We start from the raw sequence: 22,481 nt of genomic DNA, 5'->3' as shown, positions 1-22,481 counted from the left end.
GGGCGATGACACAAGCGCTGATGACGATCGAACAGGCCGTGGAGCGGATCGAGGCAAAAAGCCGCAAGGCGTCGCGCGGGGTGCGCGTCGCGCTGGCTTTCGGGATGATCGCGGCGGGGTATGGAGCGATCGTCGTGGAGGCGTTGCGCGCGGGCGGCGCGGGTGCGTTCGCCTGAAACCGGCGGCATGCGATGCGCCGCAAAGGCGCGTCGCAGAACGGCTTCCCGCCTCGCCAGGCAACGAAGCGGCCAACGTTTCTAAGATAAACTGTCGAACGCTCGAACGGCTGCGTTTGGAGCAACCGGCCAGGCGCGGCGCGTTCGCACCGTTCGTATCACTCTCTCACGGAGTCATCATGGCGAAGAAAGGAACTGCACCGGCTGTGAATATCGGTATCAGCGACAAGGATCGGAAGAAGATCGCCGACGGTCTCTCGCGTCTGCTCGCGGATACCTACACGCTGTATCTGAAGACGCACAATTTCCACTGGAACGTCACGGGGCCGATGTTCAATACGCTGCACCTGATGTTCGAGACGCAATACAACGAACTGGCGCTGGCCGTCGATCAGATCGCCGAACGCATTCGCGCGCTCGGCGTGCATGCGCCGGGCAGCTATCGCGAGTTCGCGAAGCTCTCGTCGATTCCGGAAGCCGATGGCGTGCCCGCGGCCGAAGAGATGATTCGCCAGTTGGTTGAAGGGCAGGAAGCGGTGGTGCGCACGGCGCGCGAAATCTTCCCGGCGACCGAAGCCGCCAACGACGAGCCGACCGCCGACCTGCTGACCCAGCGCATGCAGACGCATGAGAAGACCGCGTGGATGCTGCGCGCGATGCTGGCTTGATGGCTTGACTGGAAGTTGCGGTTCGCAGCCCCCGTGCTCGCTGGAGTACGGGGGTTTTGTATTTGGGGCGGTGGTTTCCCGCTGTTCTAGAATACGGCATCGCCCTCACTGCCCGCGCCCATGTTCGCCCGCCTTCCGCTCTACCTGCGCCTCGTGCGCCTCGACAAGCCCATCGGCAGCCTGCTGCTCCTGTGGCCGACGCTAAACGCGCTGTGGATAGCGTCGAACGGCCATCCGTCGCCGATGCTGCTCGTCATCTTCGTGATCGGCACGATCCTGATGCGCTCGGCCGGTTGCGCGATCAACGATTACGCCGACCGCGACTTCGATCGTCACGTGAAGCGCACTGAGAACCGTCCGCTGACGTCGGGCAAGATCGAGGCGTGGGAAGCGGTCGCGCTGGCGGCGGCGCTTTCGCTCATCGCGTTTCTGTTGATTCTGCCGCTCAACACGCTGACGAAGGAACTCTCGGTGTTCGCGCTTTTCGTCGCGGGTACGTATCCGTTCACCAAGCGCTTCTTCGCGATTCCTCAGGCGTACCTCGGCATCGCGTTCGGATTCGGCATTCCGATGGCGTTCGCCGCCGTGCAGGACCATGTGCCGATGCTCGCGTGGATCATGCTGATCGCGAACGTGTTCTGGTCGGTCGCCTATGACACCGAATATGCGATGGTCGATCGGGATGACGACATCAAGATCGGGATCCGGACGTCTGCGCTGACTTTCGGCCGCTACGACGTGTTCGCCGTGATGCTCTGCTATGCGGCGACGCTTGCGATTTACGTGGGGATTGGCATCGCGCTTGGTTTCGGCTGGGTGTACTGGCTCGGCTGGGCGGCGGCGGCGGGTTGTGCGGTTTATCACTACGCGCTGATCCGCAATCGCGAACGCATGCCTTGCTTCGCCGCGTTCAAGCACAACAACTGGCTCGGTGGGATGCTGTTCGCCGGGATCGCGTTGCATTACGCGGTCGCGCAGTAGGCGCGGCGCCCCCGCCGGGCGCGAAGCCGGTGGCATCGCGCCGCGTTCAGCGGTAACGGAAGCCTCGTCGCCTGCCAGACACAAAAAAGCCGTTTCGGCCTCACAACCGGAACGGCTTTTTTTACGCGTGGTGCGTCGAGTCGTTCGGGCGACTCAAGCCGCTCCCAACTCATCCCCCATTTCCTTCGCTCTTGCATCCGCCGCGAGCGCACCACGCACGATCGCATCCTTCACGCCCGACGCATCGAACGAAGCCAGCGCTGCCGCCGTCGTCCCGCCCTTCGATGTCACGCGTTCGCGCAACACGCTCGCCGGCTCTCCCGACTGCGCGGCCAGCTGCGCCGCGCCGGTGAACGTCGCGACCGCGAGCGCGCGTCCCTGCTCCTCGTTCATGCCGAGCTGGCGCGCCGCCTCCTGCATCGCTTCGATGAAATAAAACACGTACGCCGGCCCGCTGCCGGAGATAGCGGTGACCGCATCAATCTTCGCTTCGTCGTCAAACCAGACCGCCGAGCCGACCGCCTCCAGCACCCGCGACGCCAGCGTCTTCGCGTCATCATCCACGCCCGGCAACGCGGCCAGCCCCGTCACGCCCATGCCGATCAGCGCGGGCGTGTTCGGCATCGTGCGCACGATGCGTGCGTAGCCGCCGAGCCAGCGCGACAGATCGGAAGCGCGAATCCCCGCCGCGATACTGATGACCAGCTGCTTCGACAGATGCGGCGCCAGCGACGAGGCGACATCCTTCAGCACCTGCGGCTTGACTGCGAGCAGGATCGCGTCGAAACCGGCGAGCGTGCCGTCGATCGCGCCGCCCGTCGCGATGCCGAACTGTTGCGCGGTGCGCGCGCGGGCTTCGTCGTTGATGTCGATCGCGTAGAGGTCCGTCGGCGCGACGCCGCGCTTGATGAGTCCGCCGATGAGCGCGGCGGCCATGTTGCCGCCGCCGATGAATGCAATTTTCATGGTGAGTTCAGTTAAACGTCAGTGTGAGTAATCGCGTGCGCCGAAGATCGCGGTGCCGATGCGGACCATCGTCGCGCCTTCGAGCACGGCCGCCTCCAGATCCGCCGACATGCCCATCGACAGCGTGTCGAGGTCGAGGCCGTCCGCGCACAGTGTGTCCATCAGCGCGCGCAACCGGGCGTGCGGTTCGCGTTGCGCGTCGAGCGTGGCGGCGGGTTCGGGAATTGCCATCAGGCCGCGCAGCCGCAAGCCGGGCAGGGCGGCGATCCGGTGCGCGAGCGCGGCGGCTTCGGCCGGCTCGACGCCGCTCTTCGATTCCTCGCCGCTCACGTTCACCTGCAGGCAGACGTTGAGTGCGCGCGCGCCTTCGGGACGCTGGTCGGAGAGCCGCTCGGCAATCTTCAGCCGGTCGACGGAATGTACCCAGTCGAACTGCTCCGCGACAAGCTTCGTCTTGTTCGATTGCAATGGCCCGATGAAATGCCATTCGATCTCGCCGCGCAAACGTCCAAGCGCCGCAATCTTCGCGACCGCTTCCTGCACGTAGTTTTCGCCGAACGCGCGCTGGCCGGCGTCGAACGCGGCGCGGACATCGTCGGCGGGAAAGGTCTTGGAGACGGCGAGCAGCGCAATCGAAGCCGGATCGCGCGACGCGGCCGCGGCCGCCTGCGCGATGCGCTGCCGGACTTCATCGAGATGCTGGGCGATATCGGATGCGGACATGGCAAAAGCGGCGAGCGTTGCAAAGCGTCGATTATAGGACGCCCGCCCGAAGCAGGTCTTACCCGTAAAGCAGGTGTTCGAGCAACTGGATCCAGTGCGTGACGGGCGTCGACGTGCCGCTCTGCAGGTGCGCGATGCAGCCGACATTCGCCGATACGATCAGCTGCGTCTCCAGCTTTTCGAGTTTGTCGAGCTTCTGGTCGCGGAGCTGGTACGAGAGCTTCGGCTGCAGCACCGAATACGTGCCGGCCGAGCCGCAGCAGAGATGGCTGTCGACGGGCAGGCGCACCTCGAGGCCGAGCGAGGTCAGCAACTGCTCGACGCGTCCGCGAATCTGCTGACCGTGCTGCAGCGTGCAGGGCGGATGGAACGCAACCGTATGGACGCCGCGGCGGCGCGCGAGCGCCACGAGTTCTTCCTCGTAGAGCGGCAGGATTTCGGCGAGATCGCGCGTGAGGTCGACGATGCGCTGCGCCTTCTCCGCGTACGCCGGATCGTGGCGCAACAGGTGCGCGTATTCCTTCACCGTGGCGCCGCAGCCCGACGCGTTCATCACGATCGCCTCGATGCCCTCTTCGACATACGGCCACCAGGCGTCGATGTTGTTGCGCACGTCGTCGAGCGCGTCGTCGTTGTAGCCGAGATGCAGGCGGATCGCGCCGCAGCAGCCCGCGTCGGGCGCGGTCACGATCTCGATGCCGAGCGCATCGAAGACGCGCATCGTCGCCGTGTTCACATTCGGCATCATCGCAGGCTGCACGCAACCGGAAAGCATCAGCATCTTGCGTTCGTGCTTGCGCGTGGGCAGGGCAAGCGGCCGCTCGGCCTGCGGGATCTTCGCGCGCAGCTTTCTCGAAAGCAGCGGACGGAACTGCTGCCCGAGCTTCATCGCGGGCGTGAAAAGCGTGCTGTTCGGCAGGAAGTTCGCGAGCAGCTTGCGCTGCAAGCGCTGTCTGAGCGGCCGTTCGACCTTCTCCTCGATCACCTTGCGCCCGATCTCGACGAGCCGTCCATACTGCACGCCGGACGGGCACGTGCTCTCGCAATTGCGGCACGTGAGGCAGCGGTCGAGATGCAACTGCGTGCTGCGCGTGACGGGCGCGCCTTCCATCATCTGCTTCATAAGGTAGATGCGCCCGCGCGGCCCGTCGAGTTCGTCGCCGAGCAGCTGATAGGTCGGGCAGGTCGCCGTGCAGAAGCCGCAGTGCACGCACTTTCGCAGGATGGCATCGGCTTCGTCGCCGTCGGGCGTGCCGCGGATGAAATCGGCGAGGTTGGTTTGCATCGCGTGGGTTCGTCGGCTCAGAAGTCGGGATAGAGACGGCCGCGATTGAAGATGCGCGCGGGATCGAAAGCGGCCTTCAGACCGCGATGAATTTTCATCACGGGCGCGGGCAGCGGCGTGAAGACGCCCGCGTTGCGATCGTAGGCGGTGCCGGCCCGAAAGATCGTTGCGTGGCCGCCCGCCTGCTTCGCGCTGATGCGCACGGTCTGCGGATCGGTGTCGGTAATCCACCAGCGCTGCGAGCCGCCCCATTCCATCAGTTGCGCGCCCGGCAGATGCAGCGGCTCGGCAATCGACGGCAGCGCGAGGCGCCAGAGCGCCGACTTCGGCTCGATCACCGCGAAGAACGGATCGGTCTGCTCGCGCATGCCGATCCAGAAGCGATCGGCCTCCACCGCATCGACGACTTCGCCGCCAAGCGACGTGCGCGCCGATTTCACCGCGGCTTCCGCGCCCGCGAGCCGGAGCGCGAGCGTACCGTCGCGCCACGCGCTGCCGGTGATCGGCAACGGATGGCCGCCCCATTCGTTGAGCTTGCGCACGCCGTCGGTTGCGTGCATGTCGAACTTGAGCGTCGCTTCGGCGACCGGCCTCGGCAGCACCTTGATCGACAGTTCGAGAATCAGTCCGAGTGTGCCGAGCGAGCCGGCCAGAAGCCGCGAGACGTCGTAGCCCGCGACGTTCTTCACCACCTGGCCGCCAAACCGCAGCACCTGTCCGCGGCCGTTCATCACGACCGCGCCGAGCACGAAGTCGCGCGGCGCGCCGGTCCACGCGCGGCGCGGGCCCGCGATTCCCGCCGCGATGCAGCCGCCGATGGTCGCATCGCGCCCGAAGTGCGGAGGCTCGAATGGCAGCATCTGGTCGCATTCGCGCAGCGCCGCCTCGACTTGCGCGAGCGGCGTGCCGGCCTTCACGGTAATGACGAGTTCGGCCGGGTCGTAGGCGATGATCCCGCGAAGCGCGCGCGTATCGAGAAGCTCGCCTTGCAACGTCTGACCGTACCAGTCCTTCGTGCCGCCGCCGCGGATGCGCAGCGGCGTCCCCGTTTCGGTGGCATGGCGAATCCGTTCCGACCAGCCGGCGACGATGTCGTCGTGTTCCATGGTGTCCTGCTTCTCGTGGCTCGTCGATCGATTGTACCGGCCGGTTCAGTCCCAACGCCTCGGGTGAAACGTGGATAGCTCCGTGACCGGCGTCAGAAGCGTGGAATCTCCGGATGCGGCAGCAATCCGCCGCGAATGTGCATCTTGCCGTACTCCGCACAGCGCGCGCGGGTTGGAATGCCCTTGTCGGGATTGAGAAGCCCGGGCGGATCGAACGCGCGCTTGACCGCGTGGAACGCGTCGCGCTCTTCCGGCGAAAACTGCACGCACATCGAATTGATCTTCTCGATGCCGACGCCATGCTCGCCCGTCACCGTGCCGCCCAGTTCGACGCACGTCTCCAGGATGTCGGAGCCGAACGCCTCGGCGCGGTGCCATTCGTCGAGATCGTTGCCGTTGAAGAGAATGAGTGGATGCATGTTGCCGTCGCCGGCATGGAACACGTTGATGCACCGCAGGGCGTACTTTTTCTCCATTTCCTCGATGCGCGCGAGCAGCGGCCCGATCGCGCGGCGCGGCACGGTGCCGTCCATGCAGTAGTAGTCCGGCGAGATGCGGCCCGCCGCCGGAAACGCATTCTTGCGCCCCGACCAGAACTTGAGCCGCTCGGCTTCCGAACGCGAAATCTGGATGCGCGACGCGCCATGCTCGCGCAGCACGGCCGTCATCCGGACGATCTCTTCCGCCACTTCGTCGTAGGTGCCGTCCGATTCGCACAGCAGGATCGCGGCGGCGTCGAGGTCGTAGCCCGCGTTCACGAATTCCTCGACGGCGCGCGTCGCGGGCTTGTCCATCATCTCCAGCCCGGCCGGGATGATGCCGGCCGCGATGATCGCGGCGACCGCGTTGCCGCCTTTCACGACGTCGTCGAAGCTGGCCATGATGACTTGCGCCGTCTGCGGCTTCGGGATCAGCTTGACGGTGATCTCAGTGACGATCGCGAACATGCCTTCGCTGCCGATCAGCACCGCGAGCAGGTCGAGCCCCGGTGCATCCGGCGCGAGCGAGCCGAACTCGACGACATCGCCTTCCATCGTCACCGCGCGCACGCGCAGCACGTTGTGCACGGTGAGGCCGTACTTCAGGCAGTGGACGCCGCCCGAATTTTCGGAGACGTTGCCGCCGATCGTGCAGGCGATTTGCGACGACGGATCGGGCGCGTAGTAAAGGCCATAGGGCGCGGCGGCTTCCGAGATCGATATGTTGCGCACGCCCGGCTGAACGGTCGCGGTGCGCGCATACGGATCGACTTCGACGATCTTCCGGAAGCGCGCGAGCGACAGCACGATGCCGTGCCGGATCGGCATCGCGCCGCCGGAGAGGCCCGTGCCCGCGCCGCGCGGGACGATGGGCACGTCGAGGCGCTGGCAGATCTGCACGACGCGCTGGACCTGCGCTTCCGTCTCAGGCAGCGCGACTGCGAGCGGCAGGCGGCGATACGCCGCGAGGCCGTCGCATTCGTACGCGGCGGTGTCTTCGTCGCGAAACAGCAGGCAATGCGTCGGCAGCACGGCCATCAGCGCCTGCACGACTTCGCGCTGGCGCTGTTCCAGCACATCCGGCGTGAGCTCGGTGGGTGCGTTCATGTCTCCTCCAGGCGCTTGATTTCGAATGGGGCCGGGGCGCCGATGATGTCGATCCTTCTGCTCATCTTGCGCGCTTTGCGTCGATCCGGCTCGTCATGCTGCCGTAAGGTGCCCTATGCCGCGAAGGAAAAGATCTTGCCGGGATTCATCAGGTTTTTCGGGTCGAGCGACTGCTTGATTGCGCGCATCACGCCGATCGCGTCCTCGCCGTGCTCCTCGATCAGAAAGCCGATCTTGTGCAGCCCGACGCCGTGTTCGCCCGTGCAGGTTCCGCCCATGCGCAGCGCGCGCTGCACGATGCGGTGATTGATTGCCTCGGCTTCCTCCATCTCTTCCGGTTTCGCGGGATCGAGCAGCATCGCGACGTGGAAGTTGCCGTCGCCCACGTGCCCGACGATCGGGCAAGGCAGCGACGATGCCTTCAGGTCCTGCTCCGTCTCGACTACACATTCGGCGAGCCGCGAAATCGGCACGCAGACGTCGGTCGTCACCGCGCGGCAGCCGGGCTTCAACTGCAGCATCGCGAAGTAGGCGGAGTGGCGCGCGTTCCAGAGGCGGCTGCGGTCTTCGGGGCGCGTCGCCCATTCGAAGTCCGCGCCCGAGTTCTGCGCGACGATTTCCTGCACGATGCCCGCCTGTTCCGCGACGCCTGCCTCCGAGCCGTGGAATTCGAAGAAAAGCATCGGCGATTCGCGGAAGCTCAGGTTCGAATGACGGTTGATCGCGCGCACGGCGAGCGAGTCGAGGAACTCGACGCGCGCGACTGGCACGCCCATCTGAATGGTTTCGATGACGGCGCGCACCGCGTCGCCCATTGACGGAAACGCGCACACGGCCGCCGACACGGCTTCGGGCTGCGGATAGAGGCGCACGGTGATCTCGGTGATCACGCCGAGCGTGCCTTCCGAGCCGACGAAAAGGCGCGTGAGGTCGTATCCCGCCGACGATTTGCGCGCCCGCGTGCCCGTTTTGATGACACGGCCGTCCGCGAGCACGACGGTGAGCGCGAGCACGTTCTCGCGCATCGTGCCGTAGCGCACGGCGTTGGTGCCCGAGGCGCGCGTCGCCGACATGCCGCCGATACTCGCGTCCGCACCCGGATCGATCGGGAAGAAGAGGCCGGTGTCGCGCAGCGCTTCGTTCAACTGCTTGCGCGAAATGCCGGGCTGAACGGTGACGGTCAGGTCCTCGGCGTTGATTGCGAGCACCTGGTTCATCTCGGACAGGTCGATCGACACGCCGCCCTGCACCGCGAGCAGATGGCCTTCGAGCGACGAGCCGTTGCCGTACGGGATGATCGGCACGTCGTCTTGCCCGCAGAGCGTCACGATCGCCTGCACTTCCTCGGTGCTGCGCGCGTACACGACGGCATCGGGCAGTTGCGGGTCGAACGGGGATTCGTCGCGGCCATGATGTTCGAGCACCGCGTGGGCGCTCGTCGCGCGGTCGCCGAAGCGGGACTTGAGCGCGTCGAAGAGGGCGGCGGGAAACCGACGACGGACGGCCAGTGGCGGAACGGGGTGATTCACGTTGTTGTCTCCGGACGGCGGCCGCACATTGCGTGGCGGCCCTGTTATTGGGCGATGGCTTTTTGTTCGAATGCTGCGCCGGCGCATGCTCAACGACGGTTCAACGAATGCCCGGCGAGCGCCTAAAGGATATTTTCCGTACATTTTACGCCGATAGACCCTCGCCCGCCGCCCCTCGCGCGGCACCTATAATGGACCGCGCACTCACGGACGATGGGAGATGGACCATGGGCAATCGCCTGAGCAAGATAGCGACGCGTACCGGCGACGACGGCACGACCGGTCTCGGCGACGGCAGCCGCGTGCAGAAGGACGACGCGCGGATAGCGGCGATCGGCGACGTCGACGAACTGAATTCGCAGATCGGCGTATTGCTGTGCGAGCCGCTGCCGGGCAGCGTGCGCAAGGCGCTCGTCGATATCCAGCACGATCTCTTCGATCTCGGCGGCGAGTTGTGCATCCCAGGGCATTCGATGATCGAGGAAGCGCATCTTGCACGGCTCGACGAATGGCTCGCCGATTACAACGGGACGCTGCCGCCGCTGAAAGAATTCATCCTGCCGGGCGGTTCGCGCGCGGCGGCGCTGGCGCATGTCGCGCGCACGGTGTGTCGGAGGGCGGAGCGGTCGATCGTGGCACTCGGACGCGTCGAGACGGTGAACGACGCACCGCGGCGATATGTGAACCGGCTGTCGGATCTGCTCTTCGTGTTCGCGCGCGTGATGAATCGCGTGGATGGCGGGACCGATGTGCTGTGGAAGCACGAGCGGCGGAAGTAGGTTGCCGCGCTTCGGGCTTCCCGATCTTCGATTCGCAAGCCTCGCACGCCAGTGCCCGCCCGGCGATCAGCGTGTCATACGCGCCAATGGGCGTCCCCACCGATTGGAGCGCAGCGCGGATCGCTCCGGCGTTCGCCCAGGGGCGCGCTCGCGACTGCAACTGCGACAAGATCGCGCAATCAGAGCCCGCTTAAAAGATGTAGCATCAACGCATCTTTTAAGGAGAAGCACGAATGACCACACTGACCGCCGACCAGATCGCCCGCGTCAAGGCCACGGCTCCGGTTCTCGCCGAGTACGGCACGACCATCACGAAGCACTTTTACAAGCGGATGTTCGCCAACCATCCCGAGTTGAAGAACGCGTTCAATCAGGCGCACCAGCAAAGCGGCAGTCAGCCCGAGGCGCTCGCACGCGCGGTCTACGCGTACGCGGCCAACATCGATAATCTCGGCGTGCTGGGCGGCGCCGTCGCGCATATCGCGCACAAGCACGCGAGCCTCAACATCCGCGCGGAGCATTATCCGATCGTCGGCGAGAACCTGCTCGCGGCGATCTCCGAAGTGCTCGGCGACGCCGCCGACCAGCCGACGCTCGACGCCTGGGCCGCCGCCTACGGCCAGCTCGCCGGCATCCTGATCGGCGCCGAGCAGAAGCTTTACGACGGCGCGGCGTGGAGCGGCTTCCGGCCGTTCGTGGTCGTGCGCAAGGAAATGGAGAGCGACGAAATCACGTCGTTCTACCTGAAGCCGTCCGATGGCGGCAAGGTCTGCGATTTCGCGCCCGGGCAGTACGTGAGCGTGAAGCGCTTCGTGCAGGCGGTCGGTGTCGATCAGCCGCGCCAGTATTCACTCTCCGATGCCTCGAACGGCCAGTGGCTGCGCATTTCGGTGAAGCGCGAACGTCCGGCCGACCGGCCGAGCGGATACGTCTCGAACGGTCTGCACGACGATGTCGTCGCCGGCTCGATCGTCGAGGTGAGCGCGCCGATGGGCGAATTCTCACTGGATCGCTCGAAGACGACGCCCGTCGTGCTGATAAGCGCCGGCGTCGGCATCACGCCGATGGTGTCGATGCTGGCGTCGCTCGCCGGCGAGGGCGGCGCGCGGCAGGTAGCGTTCGTGCATGCGTGCAGGAACGGCGGCGTGCATGCGTTCAGGCACTGGCTGAACGAGATCGTCGGACGGCATTCGAACGTCTCGCGCGCGGTGTTCTATGAGTGGCCGCGCGCGGTGGACCGTCAAGGCGTGGACTTCGATTTCGAAGGGCGCATGGAGTGGGCGAAGTTCGTGAGCCTCGCGCTCTTGCCTGACGCCGACTATTACGTCTGCGGCCCGCTCGCGTTCATGCGCGAGCAGGTCGCCGCGCTGCACGCGGCGGGCATTCGCGCCGAGCGCATTCATACTGAGATCTTCGGCTCGGGAATGCTCGACTGACGCGCCTCAAACAAAGGGCTGCGAATCTCGCAGCCCTTCGCATTTCAAGCGCAAACGCGCTCAGTTCCCCCCGCCGCGCACGACGCGCCGCTGCTTCACGCTGTCCGCCAGTCCTTCGAGCACCTTTACGCTCTCCTCCCAGCTAATGCACGCATCGGTGATGCTCTGGCCGTAGGTCAACTCGCAGCCTTCCTTCAGATCCTGCCGCCCCGCGACAAGGTGCGATTCCACCATCACGCCGACGATCCGCTCGTCGCCCGCCGCAATCTGCCGTCCGATATCCGCGCAGACCGGAATCTGGTTCTCGTGTTTCTTCGAGCTGTTCGCATGGCTCGCGTCGATCATCAGGCGCGCCGCCAGTCCCGCCTTGCCGACGTCGCTGCAGGCGGCATCGACGCTCGCCGCATCGTAGTTAGGCGCCTTGCCGCCGCGCAGGATGATGTGGCAGTCCTCGTTGCCGGCCGTCGAGACGATCGCCGAATGCCCGCCCTTCGTCACCGACAGGAAATGGTGCGGCTGCGACGCGGCCTTGATCGCATCGACGGCGATTTTCACGTTGCCGTCCGTGCCGTTCTTGAAGCCGACCGGGCACGACAGTCCCGAGGCCAGCTCGCGATGCACCTGCGATTCCGTCGTGCGCGCGCCGATCGCGCCCCACGAGATCAGGTCGGCGATGTACTGCGGGCTGATCATGTCGAGGTACTCGGTCCCCGCGGGCAGGCCCATTTCGTTGATGTTCAGGAGCAGTTCGCGCGCGGCGCGCAGGCCATCGTTGATCTTGAAGCTGTTGTCGAGATGCGGATCGTTGATCAGGCCTTTCCAGCCGACCGTCGTGCGCGGCTTCTCGAAGTACACGCGCATCACGATTTCGAGTTCGCCGGCGAAGCGCTTGCGCTGCTCGATCAAGCGGCCCGCGTATTCGAGCGCCGCCTTCGGATCGTGGATCGAGCACGGCCCGATGATGACGATCAGGCGGTCGTCCATGCCGTGCAGGATGCGGTGCATCGACTGCCGGGCGGTGTAGATCAGTTCCGATACGGGCTCGCCGAGAGCGAATTCGCGGATCAGGTGCGCGGGCGGGGTCAGTTCTTTCAATTCGCGGATACGGACGTCGTCGGTGTTATGCGGGGGCATTGCGGTTCTCCAGGGACGCTCGGTTGCGTCGATTTATTGCGTGCTTTTGCCGGACCGGGGCGAAAAAAAACCGCCAGGCTCGGCTGGCGGTTTTTCGGGAATTTCGGGTTCTGCGTACCTACGACTCACCCCTCTCGATCCGCCAGCGGCTTGAGATGCCAAAAGAAATAAAAGTAAAACTTGGCGGACATGGCGGTTCGGATGTGTGTCGTGAAAAACAGGTGACTGCCTTTATAACCTCTGGAATGCTCGACTGGCAAGCCATCGAGCCGCAAAACGCGGGAAATCCGCGCGTTGGCGATCAAAACTGCATGAAACGAGTGTGGACCATGCGGTAAAACCGCATGGTCCACACGCTTCAGGCCGTGCCGCCCACGGTCATCCTTTCGATGCGCAGCGTCGGCTGGCCGACGCCCACCGGCACGCTCTGGCCTTCCTTGCCGCACACGCCGACGCCCGAATCGAGCGCCATGTCGTTGCCGATCATCGTCACGTACTTGAGCGATTCCGGGCCGCTGCCGATGAGCGTCGCGCCCTTCACCGGGTAGCTGATCTTGCCGTTTTCGATCATGTACGCCTCGGAGGCCGAGAACACGAACTTGCCGTTGGTGATGTCGACCTGGCCGCCGCCGAAATTCACCGCGTACAGGCCGTTCTTCACCGACGCGAGGATTTCGCCCGGGTCCTTGTCGCCGTTGAGCATGTAGGTGTTGGTCATGCGCGGCATCGGCAGCGCGGCGTAGGACTCGCGCCGTGCGTTGCCCGTCACCGGCATCTTCATCAGGCGCGCATTCAGCGAATCCTGGATGTAACCCTTGAGGATGCCGTCTTCGATGAGCGTCGTGCACTGCGTCGGGTTGCCTTCGTCGTCGATATTGAGCGATCCGCGGCGATTCGGCAGCGTGCCGTCATCGACGACCGTCACGCCCTTCGCGGCCACCTGCTCGCCCATGCGTCCCGCGAACGCCGACGATCCCTTGCGGTTGAAGTCGCCTTCGAGCCCATGGCCGATCGCCTCGTGCAGCAGCACGCCCGGCCAGCCCGGCCCGAGCACCACGGTCATCGCGCCGGCCGGAGCGGGGCGCGCTTCGAGGTTGACGAGCGCGGCATGCACCGCGTCGTCGACGTATTTCGACAGGATCGCGTCGGTGAAATAGCCGTAGTCGAAGCGTCCGCCGCCGCCGCCGCTGCCGATTTCGCGGCGCCCGTTGTGCTCTGCGATCACCGTGACGGACACGCGCACGAGCGGGCGCACGTCAGCGGCGAGCGCGCCGTCGCTGCGCGCGACCAGCACGACGTCGTATTCGCCGGCGAGGCCTGCCATCACCTGCGTGATGCGCGGATCGCGCCCGCGCGCCATCTTTTCGACGCGCTCCAGCAACTTCACTTTCGAGGCCGCGTCGAGCGAATGGAGCGGGTCGGAGGGTAGATAGAGGTCGCGGCCGGAGACGCCCGTCAGCGAACTCGCCGACTTGATCTTGTGCTTGCCGCCACCTGCCTTCGCGATCGCGCGGGTGGCGTGGGCCGCCTGGCGGATCGCGTCGGGCGAGAGGTCGTCGGAATAGGCAAACGCCGTGCGGTCACCCGACACGGCGCGCACGCCGACGCCCTGATCGATGCTGAAACTGCCCGATTTGACGATGCCCTCTTCGAGGCTCCATGCCTCGCTGCGGGTCGCCTGGAAGTAGAGGTCCGCGTAGTCGACCTTGTGCGTGAAGATCTCGGCGAGCGTGCGCGTGATGAGCGCCTCGTCGAGCCCGTAGGGCGTGAGCAGAACGTCCTTCGCGGTGACGAGATTGCGGATGCCGGGTTCGATGATGTTCATGCGGTGCCTGTGGCTGTATCGGTGACGTGTATGAATATTCTAGCGTCGGTGTCTGGGGAGCTATCTGCGGGAAAAAAAGCGCGCTTTCAAGCCCGAGAATCTGGTCTGAGGTTTTGTGTCCAGTGATCAGCCTAGCACGCGATGGCGCCACGCCGGCAGGCTCTGCCGCACGGACGCGATGCGCGCCGGATCGATGTCGCCCGCCACGACGCCCGCGCCTTCCTCGCGCACGGCGAGCGTTTCGCCCCACGGATCGATCAGGATGCTGTGGCCCCACGTGCGTCGGCCGTTTTCGTGCTTGCCGCCCTGGGCCGCGGCGAGCACGTAGCACTGGTTCTCGACGGCGCGCGCCTTCAGGAGCGTTTCCCAGTGCGCCTTGCCGGTGGTGTAAGTAAACGCAGAAGGAACGACGATCAGCGCGCAGTCACCCATCTTGCGGTACAGCTCGGGAAAGCGCAGGTCGTAGCACACGGACAGCCCGACGCGTCCGAACGGCGCGTCGAACGTGCGGACTTCGCCGCCGGGGCAGATGGTGCGGGCTTCGTCGAAGGACTCGTCGCCTTTTTCGAAATTGAACAGATGAATCTTGTCGTAGCGCGCGGCCTGCTTGCCCGCCGGCTCGAACACGAGCGTCGTGTTCAGGACGCGCGAAGGCTCCGGCGATTCGAGCGGCAGCGTTCCGCCGATCACCCACACGCGATGTTCGCGCGCGGCATCGGCGAGAAACTGCTGGATCGGCCCGGCGCCGGGCGTCTCGCGGATGGCGAGCTTGTCCGTGTCCTTGAAACCCATGAAGCAGAAGTATTCGGGCAGCAGCACCATCTGCGCGCCATCGCGCGCCGCTTCGGCGATCAGCCGGCCCGCTTCGGCGAGATTGCGCTCGCGATCCGGCGTGCTGACCATCTGCAGCGCCGCGACCCGGAACGGCCCGGCGTGGTTTTCGCTTGATCTTTCGCTCATGTCTGCCTGCGGTGAATGCGTCCGGTTGCGTCGATCGGGCCTGAGGCCTCGGGGACAAAAACGCGACGCTGTCGGCCTCAGTCGGTGACAGCGGCGGCAGGAATTTCGATCTTACCCTGATCGCCGTGCACCCGCTGGATGACCGGTTTCGACCACGTTCCGGTGATCGCGTAGTCGCGGGCGAACGCCTTGCTGATCGATTTCGACAGCACCAGATCCGCCGCGAGCGTGCCGAGCCCGAGCAACGGATTGATGACAGCCGCACCGAGCGCGACCGCGCCCGCGCTCACGGTCGGAATCACGAGTGCGTGCAGATCCTGCGACTGCGTCGGCAGATTGACGAAGCCCTTCAGCTCGACGCGCGCGGGCGAAGTCACCATCGTGAAGTTGTCGGTGCGGCCGATGCCGTTCTCGATCTTCGCCGTGCCGGTGATCTTCTCGAACGGCAGCCCCTTGCCGACGACATCATCGAAATGGAGGGTGAGCAGATGCGCGAGGCTCTGCAGGCTGAGGATGCCGAGCAGCTTCGCCGCGCCCGCGTCCACCTTGAGGATCTGGCCGTGACGCAGGTCGACGGCGAGATCGCCGTTGAGCGTCGGCAGGTCGGGGACGGTCGGGCTGCCGTTCCAGGCGGCCTTGCCCGATATCGAGCCCGTGCCCGCATTGACCGTGCGCGGCAGGCCGAAGCGGTCGAGCAGCGCGCCCGCGTCCTTCACGTCCAGCTTGAAATCGAGCGCGGTGCGGCGCAGGGCATCGTCGTCGGCGTCTTCGGGCGCGGCCGTGAGCGCGCGCCAGTTCGCAGTCGCGCTGAGCGTCGCGTCGGGATTGGAGAACTCGAACTTGTCGAGCCGCCACACCGGCATGCCGTCCTCGACTTCGTTGCTCGCGTCGACTTCGAGCCGACCGAGTGTGCGGCCGCGCATGACCACTTCGTTCACGATCAGATCGATCGTCGGCATGTTGCGCGGCGGCCGGCGGATCATCTGTCCGACAAGGTCGTTCTCCGCCTTCTCGGGAATCACGACTTGCGCGAAGCGCGCCTGCAATGCGCCGGGACTGTCGCGGGTCGCGCCCGGCGTCCACGCGACATAGCCCGACACCTGGTTTGACGCGATGTTCGCCTGCCATTTCCGGTCGGCCTCGCTTGCGCCGATCACGACGTTTTCCCAGCGGCGGTTCAGCAGCTTGAGCTTCGTGAGATGGAGCGCGAAGCGCGTCGGGATGAACTGCCTGACGTTCTCGCTCATCGGGGGCTTCGGCGGGGCCGCGCGCGCCACGCTCTGCGCCTGCGGCGGGTTCAGTTCCGCGAACAGCCGGCGCCATGCGTCGGCATCGAACTCTTCGAGTTCGATGTTGGCCACCACGCCCTGCGCAGGCAGATCGGCCGGCTTGTTCACGCCGATCGCGCCGCGCACGACGTTGAACTGCGTCTGCGCGACCTGCTGCACCATGTAGTGCGCCTTCACCGGCCCGAGCGTGAGACTGGCGTCGTGACGGCCGGCTTCGCCCGCGGCGGGCTCGAAGCTCAGGGCGAACGGCATCGGCGTGCCCTGCGGCTTCGCGAACGGCGCGGGGAAGTCGAGCCCGAGCCCGGTCAGGTCGGAACTGGCCTCGATGCGCGGCAGCGCGCTCTTCACGCCGTGCACCTGCATCCGGTAGGGCGCCGTGCCGCTTATGTGCTTCAGCAACTGCGCGACTTGCGGGGTGATGCGCATGTTGAGCCCTTGCGCGGCATCCGTGCCGATGCGCCCGTTCACATCGAGTGCATAGCTGCCGTCCGGCTTCACGCCGCCGGTGCCGCGCACTTCGCCGCCGAGAAAACGCCCGCTGAGGTTGTCGAGCATGACGGTTTTTTCCGCGAAGCGCGCGCGGCCGCGCACGTGCGCGAGCGGCGGCAGGTTCTCGTATGCGAGGTCGTTGTCGGCGAAAGTGAGCGAGCCTTCGTAGTCGACGTGAGGTTTCGGCAGCCGGATGCGCGGGATGCCGAGCTTGAGCGCGAGCGTCGCGTCGCCGGTCGCGCGGATCTTGCGCGTCGCGTGCTTCGCGATCAGGCCGAGCGAGCTGTCGTCGACGTACTGGAGCATGTCGGCGAGCGGGCCGTGCGCGTTGCCGTCGATCAGCAACAGCGACTCGCGATTGCCCGTGTCCTCGATGCGCCCGCTCGTCTTCGTGATCGCGACCCGACGATAGTGCGCGCGGTCGATGTCGAAGCGCAGCTTGTTCTGCGCGAGCGTGAACTTGCCGTTGATGCCCTCGAAGCCCGGCCAGGTGTTCGGCAGGCCGTTCCTCATCTTGCGCGGCGGGTAGGGCGTCGGGTCGAACTTGCCGCCGGTGAAGGGCGCCTCGATGTGGAAGATGCCGTCGTTAGGGAACTTCGCGTACGGGAAGCGCGTGAGGTCGCCATGAACTTCGATCGTGCCGCCGCGCGAGACGCCTGCCTGCAGCGCGTGCCCGAGATAGATGCGCACGCGTTCGCTGAGACTCGTCGGCAGGTAGCGCACGAGGCTCGTCACCTTCAGGCGCGCGACCTTCGCCTTGAGGTCGAGCGTGCCGCGCCCGTGGCCCTGGTTCCAGTAATAGGCGGTCGCCTCGCCCTCGGCGTCCGCGTTCTTCACGTGCAGCGTCTCGATGCGCATCGTGAACGCCTTGCGCGGCTCACCGGGCGCGGGTGCGTCGGCGATGTTCCAGGACGCGCGGCCCGTGAGCGCATCGAAGGTGAGGCGCGGGTCGTCGAAGGCGCCGGGGATGGTGAGCGCCGCATTCTTCGTGTCGATCGTGATCGAGCCTTGCGACTGGTCTGCGTCGATCTTGCCCCACAGGTTCTCGATGCCCGGAATCCCCGCGCGCGGATGGTTGTTCACCGTGAGGCCGGGCGGCGGCTCCTGCGCCTGCACGCTGATACCTTGCAGGTCACCCTTGATCGTGTAGCTCTTGAGCGGCGGGGCCTCGCCCTTCACGCGCTCCTCCTCGGCCTGCGCGTCGGTCTTCGGCGCGGCGCGCTCGGAGCGCAGCGTGTAGTTCGCGACGAGCCCGCGCGGATTGAACAGCACGAGTTCGGTCAGGACCTTGCGCGGCAGCGGCAGCGCGCGCGCGAATTCGGCGAGGATGCCCACGTCGACGCGGTCGCCCGACACGCCGAAGACCTGCCCGCGATTCGCCGACGCCGCGCGATACGTGCCGGTCAGTGTGCGGAACGCGAGGAGGCGCGTGAGCGGCGTGCCGTCGTCGAGCGCCGGCTGGCCGAACTCCGCGCGCAGGTCGGACAGATGCAGCGTGTACTCGTTGTCGCTCTGTTCGAGCGCCCAGCCGAACTGCGCGACCGGCAGGTCGAGGCGCGGCTGCGTCGGCCGCACGCGCAGCGCGATCTGGCCGCCCGACGCGTCGCCGCTCGCCGTCTGCAGCTTGCCGCCCGCGAAGTTGAGCCAGATGCGGTTGTCGAACTGGCCGCTATACATCTCGAACGGCATCGTCACGTAGCGTGCGAGCGTCGGCAGGTCGACGGGGCCGGTCGAGACATACGCGCGGCCTGTCCAGTGCGCGGGCGCGCCGATGGCCGCGAACGGCCGGTGGCGGAAGTCGGCACGGAAATCGAGCGGACCGCGCAGCACGTCGCCGTCGGCGGGCGCCTGCAGCGCGAGCCGGTGACGGATGCCCTCGTTGAGCACGACGACCTTGAGGCGCTTGAGCGCGATCTCCGGCGCCGTGCGCTGCGCGTCGCGCCAGCGCAGCGTGCCGTCGCGCAGGACGATGTGCTCCTGCTTGAGGAGCCATGTGGTGAAGGCGCTCTCGTTCGTGCGCCTCGCCGGAATCGGCACGCCCGCGACGCGGATCGTGCCGTCCGTCGCGCGCGAGACGATTACGTCGGGACCGTCGACGGTGAGGTTCGAGAGCGCCGGCGCGAGCTTGAACACCGAGGCCCACGAGAGGCTCGCGCTCGCGTGCGGCACGGCGAGGCCGGGCGCGCCGTCGGGGGCGTCTATCCGCAGGTTGTCGACTTCGATGACCGGCTGCAGTCCCGACCAGTGCGAGGTAAGCCGGCCGATGCGCAACTGCGCGTGAATCTTCGCGGAGACCAGCTGTTCGATGCGCGGCCGGAACGCGTCGATCTGCGGCAGGACGGCATAGCGCAGGCCGAGATAGAGCGCCGCGATTACGAAATAGATCGCGACGCCCAGCACCAGGATGATCTTGAGGACGCGTGAAAGCGCGCGCTCGGCAGTGCCGCTGGGCTTCGCTTGTCCAACTTCGAGAGGGTCGACGGATTCCTTGCTGTCGGACATGCTGCGGCGTTTGTGCGATATGGTAGTTTTGCGTGTTTGACGATGGAATGTAACACAGGGTGCCGTTATTTCGGCCGTGTACGCGCCTTCGGTGCCCGCCGGAAAGCCATGTCCGGTCTGCGTCCGCGCGGTTTGCGAGTGACCGTGCCGGGTGCGCCCGGCGTCTTTTCGGCCATCCTTGATTCAATCGAGCAACGAACACCAAGCAACGAGCGAGCCCGACTTCAGATGACTCCCGCAGCACTTCGCAGTTCCGCTTATTCCAGCTATGCGTCGCGCGCGTACGCGGCGCGCCCCGAACTATCCGCGCAGGTGGCCGAGCGGGCGACGTCACGCGTCACGCGCGGCTGGATCGAAGCGCGCCTGAACGCGCTTTGCGCGAGCTGCGCCGGTGACGGCGCGCTCGACGAGGCCGCGCTCAAGACCGCGCTGCGGCGCCTGCGTACCGAAGTTTTCTGCACGGTGATGGAACGCGATCTCGCGGGCCTCGCCGACGTTGCCGAAGTGACCGGCGCGATGACCGACCTCGCGGAAGTCACGATCCAGCGCGCGCTCGCGGTGCTCTCGGCGGATCTGGAGGCGCTCTTCGGCGAGCCGCGCGGGCCCGACGGCGAACGGCTGACGCTCGGCGTCGTCGGGATGGGCAAGCTCGGCGGGCGGGAACTGAACGCGTCGTCGGACATCGACCTGATCTTCGTCTATGAAGAGGATGGCGAGACGGCAGGCGGCCAGCGCGCTCCGCTCACCACGCAGGAATTCTTCACACGGCTCGGCCGCCGGCTGATCGGGGCGCTCGCCGAACTCACGCAGGACGGATACGTGTTTCGCGTCGACATGCGGCTGCGGCCGAACGGCGATTCCGGTCCGCTCGTGTGCAGCCTCGGCATGCTCGAAGAGTATTTCTACGTGCAGGGACGCGAGTGGGAGCGTTACGCGTGGATCAAGGGACGGCTCGTGTCGGAAGCCGGGAGCGTTTCCGCGAAACGGCTCGCGAAACAGCTGGAGGCGATCGTGACGCCGTTCGTCTATCGCCGCTATCTCGACTACGGCGTGATCGCAGCGATCCGCTCGCTGCATGCGCAGATTCGGCAGGAAGCGCAGCGGCGTGCGTCGATGCGCCCCGACAAGGCCGACGACATCAAGCTCGGGCGCGGAGGCATCCGCGAGATCGAGTTCAGCGCACAGGTGTTCCAGTTGATTCGCGGCGGCCAGGCGGCGGAATTCCGCATTCGTCCGACGCTTGCCGTGCTCGCGCGCGCCGCGGCGCACGGCCTGATTTCGACGCAGGTCTGCAAGGCACTGAGCGAGGCGTATCTGTTTCTGCGCACGGTCGAGCACCGCCTGCAGTATCGCAACGACGCTCAGACGCACGCGATGCCCGTCGCGCCCGAAGAACGCGCGCGGCTCGCCGAATCGCTCGGTTTCGCCGACTATGCCGCGCTGATGGCGACCCTCGATGCGCACCGGGAAGCCGTCGAAGAGCAGTTCGACGAGATTTTCGCCGACAAGGTGAGCGGTCAGGGCGGCTGCGGCGTGCCGGACGACTCGGTGGCGTCGTGGGTCTGGAGCAGCGCGCTCGGCGACGAAAGCGCGAGCGAAGAGCTGGTCGCGAGCCTCGCGGAACTTGGCTTCACCAATCCGGCCGGGCTGCTCGAGCGGCTCACCAACGTCTGGAAATCGGCGCGTTACGCGGGCTTGCCCGCGAAGAGCCGTGAGCGATTCGACATCATTGCGCAGCGCTCGCTCGCGGCGGCCAGTTCGATCGAGCCGCCCGAACGGCGCGGCGACACGGTCATGCGCCTCTTCGACCTGCTCGAAGCGACAGCCAAGCGAGGCGCCTATCTCGCGCTCCTGACTGAATACCCGGCGGCGCTCGATCGTGTGCTGTCGGTGCTCGGCGGCGCGCGCTGGGCGGCGGGCTATCTGATCCGGCATCCGCAACTGCTCGACGAACTGCTCGACGACGAAGCCATCGCGAGCCCGTTCGACTGGCCCGAGTTCAAGCGGTCGCTGCGCGCGAGCCTTGCCGCCGCCGATGGCGCCGAGCAGCAGATGGACCTGTTGCGGCATGCGCATCAGGCCGAAGTGTTTCGCATCCTGCTGATCGATCTCGCGGGCAAGCTCACTGTCGAGCACGTGAGCGACCGGCTCTCGGAACTCGCCGACGCGGTGCTCGACGTAACGGTCGAAACGGTCTGGAAGCAGTTTCCGAAGCGGCATCGCGAAGTGCCGAAGTTCGCGGTGATCGCGTACGGGAAGCTGGGCGGGAAGGAACTGGGCTACGCATCCGACCTCGACCTGATCTTTCTCTACGACGACTCGGACGACGCCGCCTCCGACATCTACGCAATGTTCGCGCGCCGGCTCATCACCTGGCTCACGACGGCGACCGGCGCGGGCACGCTCTTCGACGTCGACTTGCGGCTGCGGCCGAACGGCGAATCGGGGCTGCTCGTCACGAGCCTGCAGTCGTTTCGTGCCTATCAGATCCGCGAAGGCGACGCGGCCAACACCGCCTGGGTCTGGGAGCATCAGGCGCTGTCAAGGGCGCGCTATTGCGCGGGCGATGCCGCGATCGGCGAGCGGTTCGAAGCGATCCGCGCGGAAGTGCTGGTGATGCCGCGGGAGGCCGAGGCGCTGGCGCGCGAGATCGTCGCGATGCGCGAGCGGGTTTCCGTCGGGCATCCGAACCGGACGGCCTTGTTCGATTTGAAGCACGATCGCGGTGGAATGGTCGATATCGAATTCATCGTGCAGTACTGGGTGTTGCTGCATTCGCGCGAGCATCGCGAGTTCGTGCGGAATGCCGGGAATATTTCGCTGCTCCGGATCGCGGCGCAGTGCGGGCTGATGACGGGCGAGGAGGCGGAGACGGTTGGCGCGGCTTACCGGTTGTATCGCAAGCTGCAGCACAAGCTGAGGCTCGACGGGATGGAGAAGGCGAGGGTCGAGCCGGAAATGGTCGCCGGGGAGAGGGCGGCCGTGGTTTCGTGGAGGGAGAGGGTGTTCGCGGGGCTGTAGGGGGACGGCGTGGAGCGATGGGATAT

Annotated in this window: 17 protein-coding genes; 7 read left to right on the top strand and 10 right to left on the bottom strand. The window is 66.1% G+C overall.

Features of this window, described 5'->3' with window-relative positions; all coding sequences use genetic code 11:
• Positions 1-5 precede the first annotated feature (5 nt).
• The 3 genes from AWB81_RS45620 (at position 6) to ubiA (ending at position 1,825) form a co-directional block, all read left to right on the top strand.
• Positions 6-176 carry a hypothetical protein gene (locus tag AWB81_RS45620; protein WP_159938822.1) on the top strand — a complete coding sequence of 57 codons (171 nt, stop codon included), beginning with the start codon at positions 6-8 and terminating at the stop codon, positions 174-176.
• A 179-nt stretch (positions 177-355) separates the two neighbouring features.
• Positions 356-844 (top strand): Dps family protein, encoded by a 489-nt coding sequence (locus AWB81_RS04765; RefSeq protein WP_062632745.1) that lies wholly within the window; start codon positions 356-358, stop codon positions 842-844.
• A gap of 120 nt (positions 845-964) precedes the next feature.
• A complete protein-coding gene (gene ubiA / locus AWB81_RS04760; protein WP_062632744.1) occupies positions 965-1,825 on the top strand; it encodes a 4-hydroxybenzoate octaprenyltransferase in 861 nt (286 codons plus the stop codon).
• 153 nt (positions 1,826-1,978) lie between these two features.
• Here the strand turns inward: ubiA and proC are convergent, their stop codons facing one another.
• The 6 genes from proC to AWB81_RS04730 all read right to left on the bottom strand — a co-directional run bounded on the left by proC (position 1,979) and on the right by AWB81_RS04730 (position 9,020).
• A complete protein-coding gene (gene proC / locus AWB81_RS04755) occupies positions 1,979-2,791 on the bottom strand; it encodes a pyrroline-5-carboxylate reductase (RefSeq protein ID WP_062632743.1) in 813 nt (270 codons plus the stop codon).
• Positions 2,792-2,809: 18 nt separating this feature from the next.
• A complete protein-coding gene (locus AWB81_RS04750) occupies positions 2,810-3,514 on the bottom strand; it encodes a YggS family pyridoxal phosphate-dependent enzyme (protein ID WP_062632742.1) in 705 nt (234 codons plus the stop codon).
• Positions 3,515-3,572: 58 nt separating this feature from the next.
• A complete protein-coding gene (gene glcF / locus AWB81_RS04745) occupies positions 3,573-4,799 on the bottom strand; it encodes a glycolate oxidase subunit GlcF (RefSeq protein ID WP_062632741.1) in 1,227 nt (408 codons plus the stop codon).
• A gap of 17 nt (positions 4,800-4,816) precedes the next feature.
• Complete coding sequence (gene glcE / locus AWB81_RS04740; protein ID WP_062632740.1) at positions 4,817-5,905, bottom strand: glycolate oxidase subunit GlcE; 1,089 nt, start codon at positions 5,903-5,905, stop codon at positions 4,817-4,819.
• A gap of 92 nt (positions 5,906-5,997) precedes the next feature.
• Positions 5,998-7,491, bottom strand: a complete 1,494-nt coding sequence (locus tag AWB81_RS04735; protein WP_062632739.1) for an FAD-linked oxidase C-terminal domain-containing protein — start codon at positions 7,489-7,491, stop codon at positions 5,998-6,000.
• Between the two features lie 113 nt (positions 7,492-7,604).
• Positions 7,605-9,020 carry an FAD-binding oxidoreductase gene (locus AWB81_RS04730; protein ID WP_062632738.1) on the bottom strand — a complete coding sequence of 472 codons (1,416 nt, stop codon included), beginning with the start codon at positions 9,018-9,020 and terminating at the stop codon, positions 7,605-7,607.
• Between the two features lie 227 nt (positions 9,021-9,247).
• On the opposite strand from AWB81_RS04730, the gene AWB81_RS04725 reads away from it, so the two are divergent.
• Together AWB81_RS04725 and hmpA are read left to right on the top strand one after the other, a co-directional pair.
• Positions 9,248-9,799 (top strand): cob(I)yrinic acid a,c-diamide adenosyltransferase, encoded by a 552-nt coding sequence (locus AWB81_RS04725; RefSeq protein WP_062632737.1) that lies wholly within the window; start codon positions 9,248-9,250, stop codon positions 9,797-9,799.
• 233 nt (positions 9,800-10,032) lie between these two features.
• Positions 10,033-11,235 (top strand): NO-inducible flavohemoprotein, encoded by a 1,203-nt coding sequence (gene hmpA / locus AWB81_RS04720; RefSeq protein ID WP_062632736.1) that lies wholly within the window; start codon positions 10,033-10,035, stop codon positions 11,233-11,235.
• A 60-nt stretch (positions 11,236-11,295) separates the two neighbouring features.
• On the opposite strand, the gene aroG is transcribed toward hmpA, so the two are convergent.
• Complete coding sequence (gene aroG / locus AWB81_RS04715) at positions 11,296-12,369, bottom strand: 3-deoxy-7-phosphoheptulonate synthase AroG (RefSeq protein WP_062632735.1); 1,074 nt, start codon at positions 12,367-12,369, stop codon at positions 11,296-11,298.
• A gap of 23 nt (positions 12,370-12,392) precedes the next feature.
• Between aroG and AWB81_RS45615 the strand changes: the two genes are divergently transcribed.
• Positions 12,393-12,707, top strand: a complete 315-nt coding sequence (locus AWB81_RS45615) for a hypothetical protein (protein ID WP_159938817.1) — start codon at positions 12,393-12,395, stop codon at positions 12,705-12,707.
• A 20-nt stretch (positions 12,708-12,727) separates the two neighbouring features.
• Here AWB81_RS45615 and tldD read toward each other — a convergent pair whose 3' ends face one another.
• The 3 genes from tldD to AWB81_RS04700 form a co-directional block, all read right to left on the bottom strand.
• Entirely contained in the window at positions 12,728-14,194 is a 1,467-nt protein-coding gene (tldD, locus tag AWB81_RS04710; RefSeq protein ID WP_062632734.1) for a metalloprotease TldD, read from the bottom strand.
• Between the two features lie 126 nt (positions 14,195-14,320).
• Positions 14,321-15,154, bottom strand: coding sequence for a carbon-nitrogen hydrolase family protein (locus tag AWB81_RS04705; protein ID WP_062632733.1), 834 nt, complete (start codon positions 15,152-15,154; stop codon positions 14,321-14,323).
• Between the two features lie 77 nt (positions 15,155-15,231).
• Complete coding sequence (locus tag AWB81_RS04700; RefSeq protein WP_062632732.1) at positions 15,232-19,434, bottom strand: YhdP family phospholipid transporter; 4,203 nt, start codon at positions 19,432-19,434, stop codon at positions 15,232-15,234.
• A 42-nt stretch (positions 19,435-19,476) separates the two neighbouring features.
• Between AWB81_RS04700 and glnE the strand changes: the two genes are divergently transcribed.
• On the top strand, positions 19,477-22,455 hold the full coding sequence (gene glnE / locus AWB81_RS04695; RefSeq protein WP_268811734.1) for a bifunctional [glutamate--ammonia ligase]-adenylyl-L-tyrosine phosphorylase/[glutamate--ammonia-ligase] adenylyltransferase: 2,979 nt from the start codon (positions 19,477-19,479) through the stop codon (positions 22,453-22,455).
• Positions 22,456-22,481: the final 26 nt, after the last annotated feature.

This window comes from Caballeronia arationis (assembly GCF_001544975.2).
GTDB classification, from domain to species: Bacteria; Pseudomonadota; Gammaproteobacteria; order Burkholderiales; family Burkholderiaceae; genus Caballeronia; species Caballeronia arationis.
Note: the sequence above shows the minus strand (reverse complement) of the source record. Positions and strands in the feature narration are given on the sequence as shown.